General features: G+C 73.9%; 10 protein-coding genes. 5 read left to right on the top strand and 5 right to left on the bottom strand.

The window, feature by feature from the left end; all coding sequences use genetic code 11:
* The first annotated feature begins 165 nt into the window (after positions 1-165).
* Positions 166-4743, top strand: a complete 4578-nt coding sequence (locus tag DVA86_RS23790; protein WP_208881280.1) for a coiled-coil domain-containing protein — start codon at positions 166-168, stop codon at positions 4741-4743.
* On the opposite strand, the gene DVA86_RS23785 is transcribed toward DVA86_RS23790, so the two are convergent.
* A complete protein-coding gene (locus DVA86_RS23785; protein WP_208881278.1) occupies positions 4709-5059 on the bottom strand; it encodes a hypothetical protein in 351 nt (116 codons plus the stop codon). The two genes, DVA86_RS23790 and DVA86_RS23785, sit on opposite strands and share 35 nt — an antisense overlap.
* Before the next feature lie 235 nt (positions 5060-5294).
* Here DVA86_RS23785 and DVA86_RS23780 point away from each other — a divergent pair, with 235 nt between their 5' ends.
* The 4 genes from DVA86_RS23780 to DVA86_RS23765 are packed head-to-tail and all read left to right on the top strand — an operon-like array spanning position 5295 to position 9455.
* Positions 5295-7985: a nitrate- and nitrite sensing domain-containing protein gene (locus DVA86_RS23780; RefSeq protein WP_208881277.1), complete on the top strand. Its 2691-nt coding sequence runs from the start codon at positions 5295-5297 to the stop codon at positions 7983-7985.
* Positions 7982-8419, top strand: coding sequence for a roadblock/LC7 domain-containing protein (locus DVA86_RS23775; RefSeq protein WP_208881275.1), 438 nt, complete (start codon positions 7982-7984; stop codon positions 8417-8419). Before DVA86_RS23780 ends, DVA86_RS23775 begins: the two co-directional genes overlap by 4 nt.
* Before the next feature lie 24 nt (positions 8420-8443).
* A complete protein-coding gene (locus DVA86_RS23770) occupies positions 8444-8848 on the top strand; it encodes a DUF742 domain-containing protein (RefSeq protein WP_208881273.1) in 405 nt (134 codons plus the stop codon).
* On the top strand, positions 8829-9455 hold the full coding sequence (locus DVA86_RS23765; RefSeq protein WP_208881271.1) for a GTP-binding protein: 627 nt from the start codon (positions 8829-8831) through the stop codon (positions 9453-9455). The genes DVA86_RS23770 and DVA86_RS23765 overlap by 20 nt, the downstream gene beginning before the upstream one ends.
* A gap of 70 nt (positions 9456-9525) precedes the next feature.
* Here DVA86_RS23765 and glpK read toward each other — a convergent pair whose 3' ends face one another.
* The 4 genes from glpK to DVA86_RS23745 all read right to left on the bottom strand — a co-directional run bounded on the left by glpK (position 9526) and on the right by DVA86_RS23745 (position 14795).
* A complete protein-coding gene (gene glpK, locus DVA86_RS23760; protein WP_208881269.1) occupies positions 9526-11037 on the bottom strand; it encodes a glycerol kinase GlpK in 1512 nt (503 codons plus the stop codon).
* Positions 11038-11053: 16 nt separating this feature from the next.
* On the bottom strand, positions 11054-11788 hold the full coding sequence (locus DVA86_RS23755; protein ID WP_208881267.1) for an MIP/aquaporin family protein: 735 nt from the start codon (positions 11786-11788) through the stop codon (positions 11054-11056).
* A 151-nt stretch (positions 11789-11939) separates the two neighbouring features.
* On the bottom strand, positions 11940-13625 hold the full coding sequence (locus DVA86_RS23750) for a GGDEF domain-containing protein (protein ID WP_208881265.1): 1686 nt from the start codon (positions 13623-13625) through the stop codon (positions 11940-11942).
* Positions 13626-13901: 276 nt separating this feature from the next.
* A complete protein-coding gene (locus DVA86_RS23745) occupies positions 13902-14795 on the bottom strand; it encodes a M15 family metallopeptidase (protein WP_208881263.1) in 894 nt (297 codons plus the stop codon).
* Between the last annotated feature and the right edge of the window lie 50 nt (positions 14796-14845).

Below are 14845 nucleotides of genomic sequence, written 5' to 3'. Positions count from 1 at the left end.
TCCGACGGGCCGCCGCCGTACGGCCGTTCCGGCCCGGCGCCCCGGCACCCGACCGCCGGCAGCCGGGCCGGTCCCGAAACACCGACACCGACCCCCGCACCGACACCGACCCCCGCACCGACACCGACGTCCACACCGACCGCACGCCTACGAGAGTCCGCCGCCATGTACGAGCTGTCCCGTATCCGCCTCTACTCCATCGGGCCCGCCGGTGCGCGCTACGCCGACACCGTGCTGGACCTGCGCGGAGTCGGCGAGCCGGTGCCCAGTCCGGCACCCGCGCAGGCGGACTTCTTCGAGGACGAGCCGACCGGCCCGCCGCGCCGCCCCGCCCCCGCGGGCGTGCTCTTCCTGGAGAACGGCGGCGGCAAGTCCGTCCTGCTCAAGCTGATCTTCTCGGTGATGCTGCCGGGCCACCGGAACACGCTCGGCGGCGCCAGCTCCGGCGTGCTGCGCAAGTTCCTGCTCGCGGACGACTGCGGGCACGTCGCCCTGGAGTGGCAGCACACCCGTACCGGCGAGACGGTCGTGGTCGGCAAGGTCAGCGAGTGGCGCGGTCGCCAGGTGTCCGGCGACCCGCGGAAGTTCGCGGAGGCGTGGTACGCGTTCCGGCCGGGCCCCGGCATGAGCCTGGACTCGCTGCCGGTCGCCGAGTCCGCGGCGATGCGGCCCGCAGCCGAGGGCGCCTCCGCCGCGCGCGGCCGCAGGCGCACCATGAAGGGCTTCCGCGACGTCCTCACCGAGACCGGCAAGGCGTACCCCAACCTGGACGTCGTCTGGGAGGAGGTCCACGAGCGCTGGAACGAGCACCTGACCGGTCTCGGCCTCGACCCCGAACTCTTCCGCTACCAGCGCGAGATGAACGCCGACGAGGGCGAGGCCGCCGGGCTCTTCGCGGTCAAGAACGACTCCGACTTCACCGACCTCCTGCTCCGCGCCGTCACCGACACCCGCGACACCGACGGCCTCGCCGACCTGCTGCACGGCTTCGCGCACAAGCTCGGCCGCCGCGCCGAGCTCACCGCCGAACGGGACTTCACCGCGGGCTCGCTCGACCTCCTCACCCGCATCGCCGAGGCCGCCGAGGAGCGCTCCCGCGCCCGAGACATCCACGCCGGCGCCGAGCGCCGCACCCGCACCCTCGCCCGCCGGCTGTCCGCCCGCGCCAGTGGCGAGCGGGACCGTGCCGCCGAGCTCGCCGAGCGGCTGGCCACGGCCGGTCAGGCGGTCACGGACGCCGAGTCCGCCCGCGCGCAGGCCGGCCGCACCGCCGCCGAACTCGCCTACCGGCACGCCTCCCTGGCCCTCGCCGCCGCCGAGAAGTCCGCCGCGGCGCAGCGCCGGGAGCTGATCGACGCCCGTACGCTGCACTCCGCCTGGCAGGCCGCCGAGACCGTGCTGCAGCACCGCGCCGCCGCCGACCGCGCCGAGCGTGTCGCCGCCGCCATCCGCGAGGCCGAACGGGACGCCGCACCCGCGCTCGCCGCACGCGGCAAGGCCGCCGCCGAGCTCGTACGCGCGCTGCACCACGCCGCCGAGGACGGCGAGCGCATCGCGGCGGAGCAGGAGGAGCGTTCGGCGCGGCTCCAGGCCGAGGGCGAGGCGGCGCACCGCGACGCCACGGCCGCCGCCACCGAGGCGCAGCGCGCCCGCAGCGAGGGCGACCATCTGCGGCAGCGGCTGGCCGAGGTCGAGCGGGAGACGGCGGAGGCCGTACGCGCCGGCTGGCTCGACGACACCGCCCCGGACGCCGATCCGGCCCGCGCGGCGCTCGCCGCCAGCGACGCGGAGAACCAGGCCGTGGCCGCCGCCGAGGCGGCGCGCGAAGCCGCCGCGCGAGCCGCGGACCGCGCCCAGGAGGCGGCGGCCGAGCACGCCCGCGCCGAGCTCGGCGCCGCCCGCGCCGCGGACGCGGCCGACGCGGCGCGCAGCGCGTACGGCGCCGAGCACGCCGCCGCGCAGGCACTGGGCGCCGAGCAGCGGCTGGCCGAACTGCTCGGCGCGGAGGGCGCGTTCACCGCCGAGGAGCTGGACCGGAACGCCGAGTCGCTCCGAGACCTCCTCGACGAGTCCGTTTCCGCCACCGAACGGCAGCTGTTCGCGCTGCGTACGGACGCCGCCGAGGACTCCCGCGTGCTCGGCGCCCTCGGCGACGGCGGGCTGCTGCCGCCCGGCCCCGACGTGCTGGCCACCGTCGACTACCTCGGAGAGCACGGCATCCCCGCGCTGCCCGGCTGGCGCTATCTCGCCCAGGCCGTCGACCCCGTCGACCACGCCGCCGTGCTGGCCACCAGGCCCGAACTCGTCGACGGCGTCGTCATCACCGACCCCGACAGCCACACCCGCGCCCGCGAGGTGCTCGCCGCCGCCGCGCTGCTGCCCCGCTCCGCCGTCGCCGTCGGCACGGCCGCCGCGCTGCTCGCGCCGACACCGTCGCCGGAGGAGCGTGACAGCGGGGTGTTCCTCGTGCCGCCGAACCCGGCGATGCACGACGAGCGCGCCGCCGACGACGAGCGCCACCAGCTGCGGGAGCGCGCCGTCGCGCGGGACGAGGAGATCCGTACGCTCGCCGCCCGGCTGTCCGCCGACCGCGCCCTGTCCGCGCGGCTCGCCTCCTGGCGCACCGGCTGCCCCCAGGGACGGCTGGCGGAGCTGGCCGAGGCCGCCGCGTCGGCCGGCACGGCCGCCGAGGCTGCCGAACACCGCCTCACCGAGGCCCGTACGGCGCGCGCGGAGGCCGACGAGTCCGCGGCCGAGTGCGCGCGGGCACGCGAGGAGCACCAGGAGCGGGCGCAGCGCGCCCGGCGCAGCGCCGACGCGCTGGCCGGGCTGGCGTTCCGGCTGCGGGAGCGCGCCAAGTGGCAGGTGCGGCTGCGGGAGCTGGCCGACGCCGCCGCCGAGCCCGAGGCGCGCGCCGCCGCCTGCCTCGAACGGGCCCGCGCCGCCGACGAGGACCGCCGCGCCGCCCAGCGCGCCGCCGACGACGCCCGCCGCACCGCACGCGCGCTGCGCGCCGAGCGCGCCGAGATCGCGGGCGTGCCGGACGGCGCGGAGCAGCAGCCCGACGGCGGCGGCCCGCAGGCCGGCGCGTCGCTGCCCGCGCTGCGCGAGGCGTACCGCTCGGCGTCACAGCTGTACGAGAAGGTCGGCGTCGGCACCGACCTGCGCGCCGAACAGGCCCGCGCCGAGAGCGACGAGAGCGCCGCGCTGGCCACCCTCGACCGGCTCACCAACAAGGTCCGCACCCGCGCCGCCCAGCTGCTGGAGGGCCCCGAGGGCGCCGACGGCCCGTCCCGGCAGGCGGCGGCGGCCCGCGCCGAGTCCCTCGTCCAGCTCCTGGAGTCGCGCGCCTCCGACGCCAGCGAGCAGCTCGGCCGGCTGCGCGGCGAGGCCGAACGGCTCGCACCCGACGGCGGCGGCGCCCACACCGAGCTGCCCCCGGACCTCGTGCCCGCCGACGCCGAGCAGGCCCAGACGCTGCTGCGCACCGCCAACGCCGAGCTCGCCGCCCGCGGCGACGAACTGGCCGCGGCCACCGCCGCGCTCGACGAGCTCCAGCACACCCACCGCGCCGCCGAGGACGCGGCGAGCGGCTTCGACGAGACCGCCGCCATGCTCCGCGACCTGCTGCGCGAACCGCAGGGCGGCGCGGAGGAGACGGCGGAGGAGCCCGAGCCGTATCCGGGCACCCTGCCCGAGGCGCGGCAGTCCGCCGCCGAGGCCCGCCGCTCCCTGCGCGGCTGCGCGGCCGACCTTTCCGCCGCCGAGCAGGCCGTACGGGACGCCAGCGACGTGCTCGTACGGCACGCCAACTCGACGCGGTACGAACAGGTCCGCACGCCCGCCCGGCAGCAGATCCGCGAACTGCCCGCGGCCGCACTGCCCGAGCACGCCGCGGAGTGGGCGGCGGCGTTCGCGCCCCGGCTGCGCGTCCTGTCCGACGAGCTGGAGCAGCTGGAGCGGAACCGCGACAGCATCGTCGACCGGCTGCGCGGGCTCGTCGAGTCGTCCGTGGCGACGCTGCGTTCGGCGCAGCGGCTGTCCCGACTGCCGGAGGGGCTGGGGGAGTGGTCGGGGCAGGAGTTCCTCCGCGTCCGCTTCGACGACCCGGACCAGGCCACGCTGACCGAGCGGCTGGGCGAGGTCATCGACGAGGCGACGCGCGCCGCCGTCCGCAAGAACTCCGACCTCCGCCGCGACGGCATGTCCCTGCTGCTGCGCGGCGTCCACGCGGCGCTCCAGCCGCGCGGCGTGTCCGTGGAGATCCTCAAGCCGGACGCGGTGCTGCGGGCGGAGCGGGTGCCGGTCGGCCAGATGGGAGACGTGTTCTCCGGCGGCCAGCTGCTCACCGCCGCCATCGCGCTGTACTGCACCATGGCCGCCCTGCGGAGCAACGACCGCGGCCGTGACCGGCACCGGCACGCGGGCACGCTGTTCCTCGACAACCCCATCGGCCGGGCCAACGCCACGTATCTACTGGAGCTCCAGCGCGCGGTCGCCGACGCGCTCGGGGTGCAACTGCTCTACACAACGGGACTTTTCGACACCACGGCACTGGCCGAATTCCCACTCGTGATCCGGCTGCGCAACGACGCGGACCTCCGCGCCGGGCTGAAGTACATCAGCGTGGAGGAGCATCTGCGGCCCGGTCTGCCGCGCGAACCGGCGGACGGCGAGCCGGCGGAGGGCGAGCCCGTGCACGGCGAGATCACCGCGACGCGGATGTACCGCCGTCCCGACTAGCCGAACGGCCGGACCTCACGGCCGCCTTGCGTCTCTGCCGCTCGGCCGCCCGTCTGCGCCGGGCGACGCTGCTCGGTTCCGAGATCACGCCGTGCCGCTGGATCCACACCTGCCGGGTCACCCACACGTCCAGCACGCTCCACGTGGCCACGACGGTGCTGGCCACGGTGGCCAGCACCATCGGGAAGGCCAGCCACACGCCCGCGTAGGAGCACAGCAGCGCCACCGTGAGCTGCACCAGCGTCAGCGCGATGATGATCACCGCACGCACCGCCGCGGCCCGCACCGGATCCGGCAACCGGGGCTTCGCGTACATGTTTTCTCCACTCCCCCTTCACGTCGCCGGGCATGCAAACCCCTCCGGTCACGTGTCCTGCGCCACATTTACCGATACCGCCTCAGGGCATCGACGGACAACTCAGGATGAGGCACCCTGGACGATCGATTGAACGTGGGGACACGTCTACGAGTTGGCGGTGGCGCAGTAGTAGGCTCGCGCCGTTTGCTGTTGAAACACGCCTCCGAGCGGAGGGGTTGACGTAGGGGAGGCCATGCGCTTTCGCGGTAAGCCGATCCGCCGGAAGATCGTGGCGCTGCTGCTGGTGCCGCTCGTGTCCCTCGTGTCCATCTGGGCCTTCGCGACCTACCTCACCAGCCGCGAGGCAGCAGACCTGATCTCCGCCACGGAGGCCATGGAGCGGGTCGACGACCCCGTCCACGACGTCACCCACGCGATCCAGCGCGAACGCCGCCAGATCCTGATCCACCTCGCCGACCCCCGCCGTTCCGATGCCCTCACCCGGCTCCACAGCCAGCAGCGGTCCACCGACCGGGCTGTCGACACGGTACGCGAACAGGTCGACGAGGGGCTCAGGGGGGATCTGGAGGAGGAGCCGCGCGCCCAGCTCGACAACATGCTGGAGGGCCTCGACGGGCTGCAGGACCTGCGCGACAAGGCCGAGAACAGCACGCTCAGCCGCGGCGGCGCGTTCCAGGCGTACAACGAACTCATCGACCCCTGCTTCCTGTTCCTCGACTCGATGAACGGACTGGAGCAGGCCGGGCTCGAGAAGCAGAGCCGCGCGCTGACCGGCTTCACCCGCGCCCGCGAGTATCTGTCCCGCGAGGATGCGCTGATGGCGGCGGCACTGGCCGCGGGCGAGATGACCAGCGGCGACCGGCGCGCGTTCTCCGACCGGATCGCCGAACGGAACCTCGCGTACATCGCCAGCGTGCAGCAGCTGCCCAACGAGGACCGCGAGGGCTTCGAGGACTACTGGAGCGGCACCGACGGCCGCACCCTCGCCAGCTACGAGGACGCCATCATCGCCGCCGGCGCGCGCGGCGCCGCCGGCGTCGTCGGCGCGGACCGCTGGGAGGAGGCCACCACCGCCGTCCTCGACGACATGCAGCGCCTCCACTTCGACGCGCACGAACGATTCCACGACCGGATCGAGCCCGAGACCACCAACGTGCTCCTGCGCGCCGGAGCCGCCGGCGTCCTCGGCTTCCTGGCCGTGCTGGCCTCCATCGTCATCTCGTTCCGCGTCGGCCGCGGGCTCGTACGCGACCTGAGCACGCTGCGCAAGGAGGCCAACGAGTCCGCGGGCGTACGGCTGCCCAGCGTGATGCGCCGGCTCGCCGCCGGCGAACAGGTCGACGTCGAGACCGAGGCACCGCGCCTGGAGTACCCGCAGGACGAGACCGGCCAGGTCGGCCAGGCCCTCAACACCCTCCAGCGCGCCGCCGTCGAAGCCGCCGTCAAACAGGCCGACATGCGCCGCGGCGTTTCCGAGGTCTTCGTCAACCTCGCCCGCCGCAACCAGGTGCTGCTGCACCGCCAGCTCACCCTGCTCGACACGATGGAGCGCCGTACGGAGGACGCCGACGAGCTCGCGGACCTCTTCCGGCTCGACCACCTCACCACGCGCATGCGGCGGCACGCCGAGGGCCTGGTCATCCTCTCCGGCGCCGCGCCGTCCCGGCAGTGGCGCAAGCCGGTGCAGCTGATGGATGTCGTACGGGCCGCGGTGGCCGAGGTCGAGGACTACGAGCGGATCGAGGTACGGCGGCTGTCGAAGCTCGCCGTCGACGGCAGCGCCGTCGCCGACCTCACCCACCTCATCGCCGAACTCCTCGAGAACGCCACCGTGTTCTCGCCGCCGCACACCGCCGTCCAGGTCCTCGGCGAACGCGTCGCCAACGGGTTCACCCTCGAGATCCACGACCGCGGTCTGGGCATGAACGCCGACGCCCTGCTCGACGCGAACCTGCGGCTCGCCGAGACACCCGAGTTCGAGCTGTCCGACACCGACCGGCTCGGGCTGTTCGTGGTGTCGCGGCTCGCCCAGCGGCAGGGCGTACGGGTCTCGCTGCAGCCCTCCCCGTACGGCGGCACCACCGCGGTGGTGCTCATCCCCGGCTCGGTGCTCACCGAGACCGCCGACCGCGACGACGAGCGCGCCGTGGCGCGCGCCGACGACGGCGGCACGGACGACCGCTTCGCCGCGCTCGCCCAGGTGCCGGTGCCGCTGCTGGAGAGCGGCAGCACGCCGCCGGCCGCGGCGCTGGACGGTCCGGTCGAGCTCGAGGCGCCGCTGGAGCTGGAGTTGGAGGACACGGACAGCAGCCCCGGCGGCCTGTTCCGGCGCCGTACGAAGCCGCAGGGGCGGCGCCACTCCGACAGCGGCCCGGGCCCCGTACCGGACCCGGAGGCAGCGCCCGGTGGCGAACAGCACCAGCAGGCGCGCGAGCCCGCGGAGACGTCCCGCGCCGCCGGGACGGACGGCACGGCGCCGCTGCCGCGCCGCCGCAGGGGCGCGCCCGTACTGGTCTCCGACCACGGCCGCCCGGTCGAGGACCGGCAGCGGCAGCAGGGGCCGCGGCACGAGCCGGAACAGGGCGGCACGGCAGCGGACAGGGACACGGGCCCCGGCAGGGACTCGGGTTCAGACGCGGACCCGGGCTCCGGCGCGCCCGCCACCGTCGGCGGACTCCCGCGCCGCGTACGGCAGGCGAGCATCGCCCCGCAGCTCAGGGCGGAGCCGTCGGAGGCCACGTACGGTGGGGGCCAGGACGCGCGTACGCAGGCGCCGGAGGAACGTGACGCCGAGGAGGTACGCAGCCGGATGGCGTCGATGCAGCGCGGCTGGCAGCGCGGCCGGCAGGACAACGGTGACCCGTCGCGGGACGGCACGGGAGAACCACCAGCAGGAACAACTCCAGAGGGGGAAGGTCGATGACCGGTCCGAAGGCCGCCTCGTACGCCAACACGCGGGGTGCGGACGAACTCAACTGGCTGCTGGACGAGCTCGTCCAGCGGGTGGGCAGTATCCGCAAGGCGCTCGTGCTCTCCGGCGACGGGCTCCCCAGAGGCACCTCCGGGGGACTCACCCGGGAGGACGGCGAGCATCTCGCGGCGGTGGCTTCCGGGTTCCACAGCCTGGCCAAGGGCGTCGGCCGGCACTTCGAGGCGGGCGGCGTCCGGCAGACCGTGGTGGAGCTGGAGGAGGCGTTCCTCTTCGTCACGGCCGCCGGCGACGGCAGCTGCCTGGCCGTGCTCGCGGACGCCGAGTCCGATGTCGGCCAGGTCGCCTATGAGATGACGCTGCTGGTGAAGCGCGTCGGCGTACATCTCGGCACCGCACCCCGCTCCGGCCCGCCCGGCGGAAGCTGACAGGAAGCGGGCAGGGGATCTCCCATGACGGAGCGCTGGTTCGACGACGCGGCAGGTCCGGTGGTGCGGCCGTACGCCATGACGCGCGGCCGCACCCGGAGCAGCGCCGACGAGGCGCGGCTCGACCTGATCGCGCTCGTCATCGCGGAGAGCCCCGGCGACGGCACGGGCGGCGGTGACGCCGGCGAGGACATCGACGACCACACGCTCGCTCCGGAGCACGTCGACATCGTCACGCACTGCCGCCGCAACCCGCAGTCGGTCGCCGAACTGGCCGCCGAACTCGATCTGCCGGTGGGCGTCGTACGCGTCCTCATCGGCGATCTCATCGACGCGGAGCTGGTCCGCGTCACCCGCCCCGTTCCGCCGGCCGAGCTGCCGGACGAGAACATACTGCGCGAGGTGATCAATGGTCTTCGGGCGCTCTGAGCGCAGCCGCGCGAAAGCCGCGGCCGCTGCCGTGAACGAGCCCGTCACCCTGAAGGTGCTGGTCGCCGGCGGCTTCGGCGTCGGCAAGACGACGCTCGTCGGATCCGTCAGCGAGATCAGGCCGCTGCGGACGGAGGAGACGCTGACGGAGGCGGGCCGGCCCTTCGACGACACGAACGGTGTGGAGGCCAAGACCACCACCACCGTCGCGATGGACTTCGGCCGCATCACGATCAACGACAAGGTGGTGCTGTACCTCTTCGGCACCCCCGGCCAGAACCGCTTCTGGTTCCTGTGGGACGAGCTGGCGCAGGGCGCGCTCGGCGCGGTGGTGCTCGCCGACACCCGGCGGCTGGAGGACTGCTTCGCGGCGATCGACTACTTCGAGCGGCGCGGCATACCCTTCACCGTCGGCGTCAACTGCTTCGACGGTGCCGACCGCTACCCCGTGGAGACCGTGCGCCAGGCGCTCGACCTCGGGGAGAACGTGCCGGTGATGCTGTGCGACGCGCGGAAGCGCGCGTCCGCCCGCGACGTGCTCGTCATGGTCGTCGAGCACGCCATGCGGACGGCCGCAGAACGGAGCCAGCCCGCGGCCGCCACCTGACCGACAGCCGTCCGGACACGGACCGGACGGCTGAACAGACGGACAGGCGGACGGCCGCGGGCCCCGTACCTCAGCTCGCGCCGTCCTCCTCCCAGCCGAAGCTGCGCTCCACCGCCTTGTGCCAGTTGTGGTACTCCCGCTCCCGCTCCTCGGTGCCCATGCGCGGGGTCCACTCCGTGTCGCGCTTCCAGTGCGCCTTCAGCTCGTCCGTGTCCGACCAGACGCCGGTGGCCAGCCCCGCCGCGTACGCCGCGCCGAGACACGTCGTCTCGGCGACCACGGGCCGGATCACCGGCACGCCGAGAACGTCCGACTGGTGCTGCATCAGCAGGTCGTTGACGGTCATGCCGCCGTCGACCTTGAGGGTGGTGATGCGTACGCCCGAGTCCTCGTACATCGCGTCCACCACCTCACGCGTCTGCCAGCTCGTCGCCTCCAGCACGGCGCGCGCCAGATGGGCCTTGGTGACGTAGCGGGTGAGGCCGGTGACGACGCCGCGGGCGTCCGAGCGCCAGTACGGCGCGAACAGGCCGGAGAACGCCGGCACGATGTACGCCCCGCCGTTGTCCTCGACGCTCGCGGCCAGCGGCTCGATCTCGTCCGCCGAGGAGATGATCCCCAGCTGGTCGCGGAACCACTGCACCAGCGCCCCGGTGATCGCGATGGAGCCCTCCAGGCAGTAGACCGGCGGCTCGCCGCCGAGCTGGTAGCCCATCGTGGTCAGCAGCCCGTTCTTGGACGGCACCGGCCGCGTGCCGGTGTTGAGCAGCAGGAACGAGCCGGTGCCGTACGTGTTCTTGGCCTCGCCGACGCCGTAGCAGGTCTGCCCGAACACCGCCGCCTGCTGGTCGCCGAGCGCCGAGGCCACCGGCACCCCGGCGAGCTGCCCGACGGCCGTGCCGTACACCTCGGCGGACGACCTGATCTCCGGCAGGACGGCCTCGGGCACGTTCATCGCCGAGAGGATCGAGGAGTCCCACTGGAGGGTCTCCAGGTTCATCAGCATGGTGCGGCCCGCGTTGGTCACGTCGGTGACGTGCACGCCGCCGTCGGTGCCGCCGGTCAGGTTCCAGATCAGCCAGGAGTCCATGGTGCCGAACGCGATCTCGCCCGCCTCGGCCCGCTGCCGCAGCCCCGGCACGTTGTCCAGCAGCCAGGCCACCTTCGGCCCGGAGAAGTAGCTGGCGAGCGGCAGCCCCGTACGGTCACGGAAGCGGTCCTGCCCGTCGGCGCCGCCGAGTTCCGTGCACAGCGCCGACGTACGGGTGTCCTGCCAGACGATCGCGTTGTGCACGGGCTTGCCCGTGGCCCGCTCCCACAGGACCGTGGTCTCGCGCTGGTTGGTGATGCCGAGGGCGGTGAGCTGGTCGGGGTTCAGCCCCGCCTTGGCGATGGCTCCGGCGACGACGGCCTGCGTCTTGGACCAGATCTCGGTGGCGTCGTGCTCGACCCAGCCGGGTTTGGGAAAGATCTGGCGGTGCTCTCGCTGGTCGACGGTGACGATCGCGCCGTCCTGGTTGAAGATGATGCAACGGCTGGAAGTGGTGCCCTGGTCGATTGCCGCGACGTACGAATCCGTCATGGGTTACGTCCCTTGCTCAGAAGGCGAGTTTGTAGATGCCGGCGCCGATCAGTCCGCCTATGAGCGGGCCGGCCACCGGGATCCACGCGTAGCTCCAGTCCGAGGTGCCCTTGTTGGGGATCGGCATCACCGCGTGGGCGAGGCGCGGGCCCAGGTCGCGGGCGGGGTTGATGGCGTAGCCGGTGGGCCCGCCCAGTGACAGGCCGATGCCGACGACGAGGAGCGACACCATCAGCACCGATGTGCCCGACTCGCCGAGGCCCGTGGTGAGGCCGAAGGCGAGGATCGGGAGGACCAGCACGGTGGTGGCGATGACCTCGGTGACCAGGTTCGCGGCCGGGTTCCGGATCTCCGGGATGGTGGAGAAGTTCCCGAGCGTCGGCTGCGCGTGGTCCTTGTCGGCGTTGGCGGCGAACTGCGAGTAGTAGACCAGCCACGCCAGTACGGCGCCGATGAACGCGCCGATCATCTGCGCCAGGATGTAGAGCGGCACCTTGCTCCACTCGCCGCTCTCCGTGGCGAGCCCGACGGTCACCGCCGGGTTGATGTGGCCGCCGGACAGCGGCGTCGCGGTGTACGCGCCGGCCAGCACGCCGAAGCCCCAGCCGAAGGCGATGACGACCCACCCGGCGTCCTTCGCCTTCGAGTGCCTCAGATTGACGGCGGCGCAGACTCCCGCGCCGAAGAGAACCAGGATCGCCGTACCGATGACTTCCCCGGCGAAGATGTCCCCGTTCGAGAATTGCTCCATAGCGGCTCCTTGTGCCCTCGCCCGGGGTGGCGGCCCCGGACGTCCCTGAAGGGTATGTGCTTGCCTGGCTACGGAACCGACAGCAGGGAGGACCGCCCAACCGCGTGTCCTCCGCCCCGCCCGGCCTCCGCGACGAGCGTGGACGCAGTGTTCATCGCTGCTGAGGGGCCGTCAAGGTCATGGACACGGCGGACTCGTCGGCCGTGCCGCGCAGAACTTCGTGCCCGTCGCGGCCCGGGCGCCCCAGCACCCAGCTCGCGCCGCGCAGCGCCTTCGCCGCCTTCTTCAGCGGCGCCAGACAGGCCGAGGCCTGCTGGTGGTCCGCGACGCTGCCGGGCTCGCACACCACGGTCGCCAGCGACAGCGTCACCCGCATGCCGCCCGCCGACCAGGGCGTGTCCAGCACCTCGGCGGCGAGGTCGCCGAGGCACCGCGCGTCGGCGAGGATCAGGAAGTCGTCGCCGCCGATGTGGCCGATACGGGTGGCCGACTGGCCGTCAGCGGCCGCGGCCCCGGCCAGTGTCCGCCCCACGGAACGAATCAGCTCGTCGCCCGCCGCGAACCCGGCGCCGTCGTTGACCTGCTTGAAGCCGTCCACGTCCAGCCAGCTCAGGGTGAACGCCCTGCCCTCCGCGATCCGTTCGGCAACCTCTGTGCGGACCGCGTCCGAGCCCGGCAACCGGGTCAGCGGGTTGAGGGACGCGGCCTGCTCGACGCGGGACTCGGCGAGCGCCCGCACGATGTCGGTGAGCCGGACGACGCCGACGCACCGGCCGTCTCCGTCCACGGCCGCCACGTCGTCGCCCGTACGGCTGCGTTCGTCGGCCGCGACGACGCCGAGCACCTCCCACGCGGTCGCGTCCGTACGGACCGTGCGCGGCGTGTCGGCCAGACGGGCGGCCGGCCGGTCGGCGTACAGGGCGTGCCCGTAGCGCCCGGACAGCGGCAGCAGGAAGCGGTCCCGGTCGATGGACCGTACGGGCGCCCCGTCCGCGTCGACCAGCACCACACCGGACACGTCGGGGGCGCCGGTGAGCAGCGCGCGCACCTCGCCCGCCGAGGCGGACAGCGGCAGCAGTGCGGCGGGCCGCAGGAACTGCGTGACCGGCGGGCCCGCCGGCTCCGGCGCCGCCACCGCCGGCGCGGCCGTCACCGGGCAGTGCACACCGGCCGCGGGCCGCCGCATGGGCGGCGCGAACAGGTGGCCCTGCGCGAGCTGCGCGCCCGCCTCGCGGGCGGCCGCGCACTGCCGTTCGGTCTCCACGCCCTCCACCGCGAGGAGCGCGCCGATCCCGTCGCAGAGCCGCCGCAGGGCGGCCGCGGCGGCGAACCGCTCGGGGCGGTCGGGGAGGGCGGCGGCCAGCGAGCCGTCGAGCTTGACCAGGTCGGGTGCGAGGTCGACGAGGAGGTTCAGCGGGAGGTCGCCGTCGCCGACTCCGTCGGCGCTGATCCGGAACCCCTCCGCCCGCAGCGCCGCCACCCCGTCCAGCAGTGCCCGCGGGGGCGCGGGTGCGAAGGGGGCGCTCAGGTCGACGGTCACCTCCCACGGGTGCCGGCCCGCCTCCCGTACGGCCGCGCGCAGCGCCGTCAGCGTGCCGAGCCGCGCGAGGGTGCCCGCGTACACGTTGACGTGCAGCGGCAGCAGCGTCTCCTGGTGTGCGGCCGACCGCAGGGCGAGGGCGGCGAGTTCGGCGTCGAGGTCCGGTGCGCGCCGGGCGGCGGCCAGCACGTCGCCGGTCTCCGGGCGGGCGAGTATCTCCAGCGCGGTCACGGAACCCGTGGCCAGATTCACGACGGGCTGGAAGGCGAAGCGCAAGGAGTCCGACCAGGAGGGCACGGCAGCATGATGGCGTCAACTGCCGGGCCCGCAGGGGTGGTTCACACACTGTTCATGAGCAGTTCCGGGCAGTGCGACCGCGGTACGGGGCGGTGCCCGCCGGCGCCGGGCGTGTGCCGACTGTCACGAGCACGTCACCACCTTCCCATGCGGGTCACGGGCCGCCGGATCTTGAACCGCCGCCCGGGGAAGGGCGTCCACTACAGATGACGGCGGCGCCGGGACCCACGGGGGTGGTTCCGGCGCCGCCGACTCTGTACGGGGAGTCCGGCAGGCTCAGTGGCCGCCGAGGGACCGGCGGGAGACCGGGAAGTCGAAGTACGTGTCCGGGAACGTCTCCGGCTGGAAGGTGAAGTGCCACCACTCGTGGGCGTAGTTCTCGAAGCCCGCCGCCTCCAGCCCGCGCTTCAGCAGCAGCCGGTTGGCCCGCTGCTCACCCTGCACCCGCGGGTCGAGCGTGTGCGAGAGCGTGTCGAAGCAGTCGTAACCGGTGCCCATGTCGACGGAGTTGTCGGGGAAGCGCTCCTCCCGCGGCGCATAGCACGGCACGAGCGGCTCGCCGGGCACGTACGGGCGGGTGGGCAGCGCCGGGAGCCGTACCAGCGTCAGGTCCACCGTGCTGCCGCGGCTGTGGCCGGACTGCTCGGCGATGTAACCGTCCTCGAACAGCCGGGACTTGTCCACGCGCGGATAGAACTCGTCCTTCATCCGCTCGTCGTCCAGGTCCTTCGCCCAGCGCACGAAGTGGTCGACGGCGCGCTGCGGGCGGAAGCAGTCGTAGACCTTCAGGGTGTAGCCCTGCCGCAGGAACTGCCGCTGCGCGGTGCGCAGCGCGCGGGCGGCGTCCTCGGTGAGGATGCACATCGGGCTGCGGTAGCCGTCGATGCGCTCGCCCACGAAGTCGTGCCGCGTGAAGTAGCGGATGTCCTGGAGGATCGTCGGCGCCACGTCGCGCAGCGCGACGAACTCCTCCGGCGCCCTCGGCTCACCGCCGCGCGCCCCGTCGGCCGCGGCGGGCGCCGGAGTCAGCGTGCCGAGGAGGGCTGCGGCGACTGCGGCGAGGACGAGGCGGCGCGCCGGACGGCGGCGTACGGACGGGCGCAGCGGCGAGAGGCGGCGGCGCAGCGCGCGGATGGGGGAACGGCCTGGGGAGGAGACTGATCGCGACATCCCCTTTGACTACCGCAGCGGCACACCCGCGCGGAAGAGGGAACGCCGTA

It is taken from the genome of Streptomyces armeniacus, assembly GCF_003355155.1.
In the GTDB taxonomy this organism is placed as follows: Bacteria; Actinomycetota; Actinomycetes; order Streptomycetales; family Streptomycetaceae; genus Streptomyces; species Streptomyces armeniacus.
This window is presented reverse-complemented; position numbering and strand designations above follow the sequence as displayed.

What these genes read in the sequence shown, in the direction of transcription:
- DVA86_RS23775 (WP_208881275.1), top strand. Translation starts at nt 7,982, where the DNA reads ATGACCGGTCCGAAGGCCGCCTCGTACGCCAACACGCGGGGTGCGGAC.
- DVA86_RS23785 (WP_208881278.1), bottom strand. Translation starts at nt 5,059, where the DNA reads ATGTACGCGAAGCCCCGGTTGCCGGATCCGGTGCGGGCCGCGGCGGTG.
- glpK (WP_208881269.1), bottom strand. Translation starts at nt 11,037, where the DNA reads ATGACGGATTCGTACGTCGCGGCAATCGACCAGGGCACCACTTCCAGC.
- DVA86_RS23790 (WP_208881280.1), top strand. Translation starts at nt 166, where the DNA reads ATGTACGAGCTGTCCCGTATCCGCCTCTACTCCATCGGGCCCGCCGGT.
- DVA86_RS23765 (WP_208881271.1), top strand. Translation starts at nt 8,829, where the DNA reads ATGGTCTTCGGGCGCTCTGAGCGCAGCCGCGCGAAAGCCGCGGCCGCT.
- DVA86_RS23780 (WP_208881277.1), top strand. Translation starts at nt 5,295, where the DNA reads ATGCGCTTTCGCGGTAAGCCGATCCGCCGGAAGATCGTGGCGCTGCTG.
- DVA86_RS23745 (WP_208881263.1), bottom strand. Translation starts at nt 14,795, where the DNA reads ATGTCGCGATCAGTCTCCTCCCCAGGCCGTTCCCCCATCCGCGCGCTG.
- DVA86_RS23770 (WP_208881273.1), top strand. Translation starts at nt 8,444, where the DNA reads ATGACGGAGCGCTGGTTCGACGACGCGGCAGGTCCGGTGGTGCGGCCG.
- DVA86_RS23755 (WP_208881267.1), bottom strand. Translation starts at nt 11,788, where the DNA reads ATGGAGCAATTCTCGAACGGGGACATCTTCGCCGGGGAAGTCATCGGT.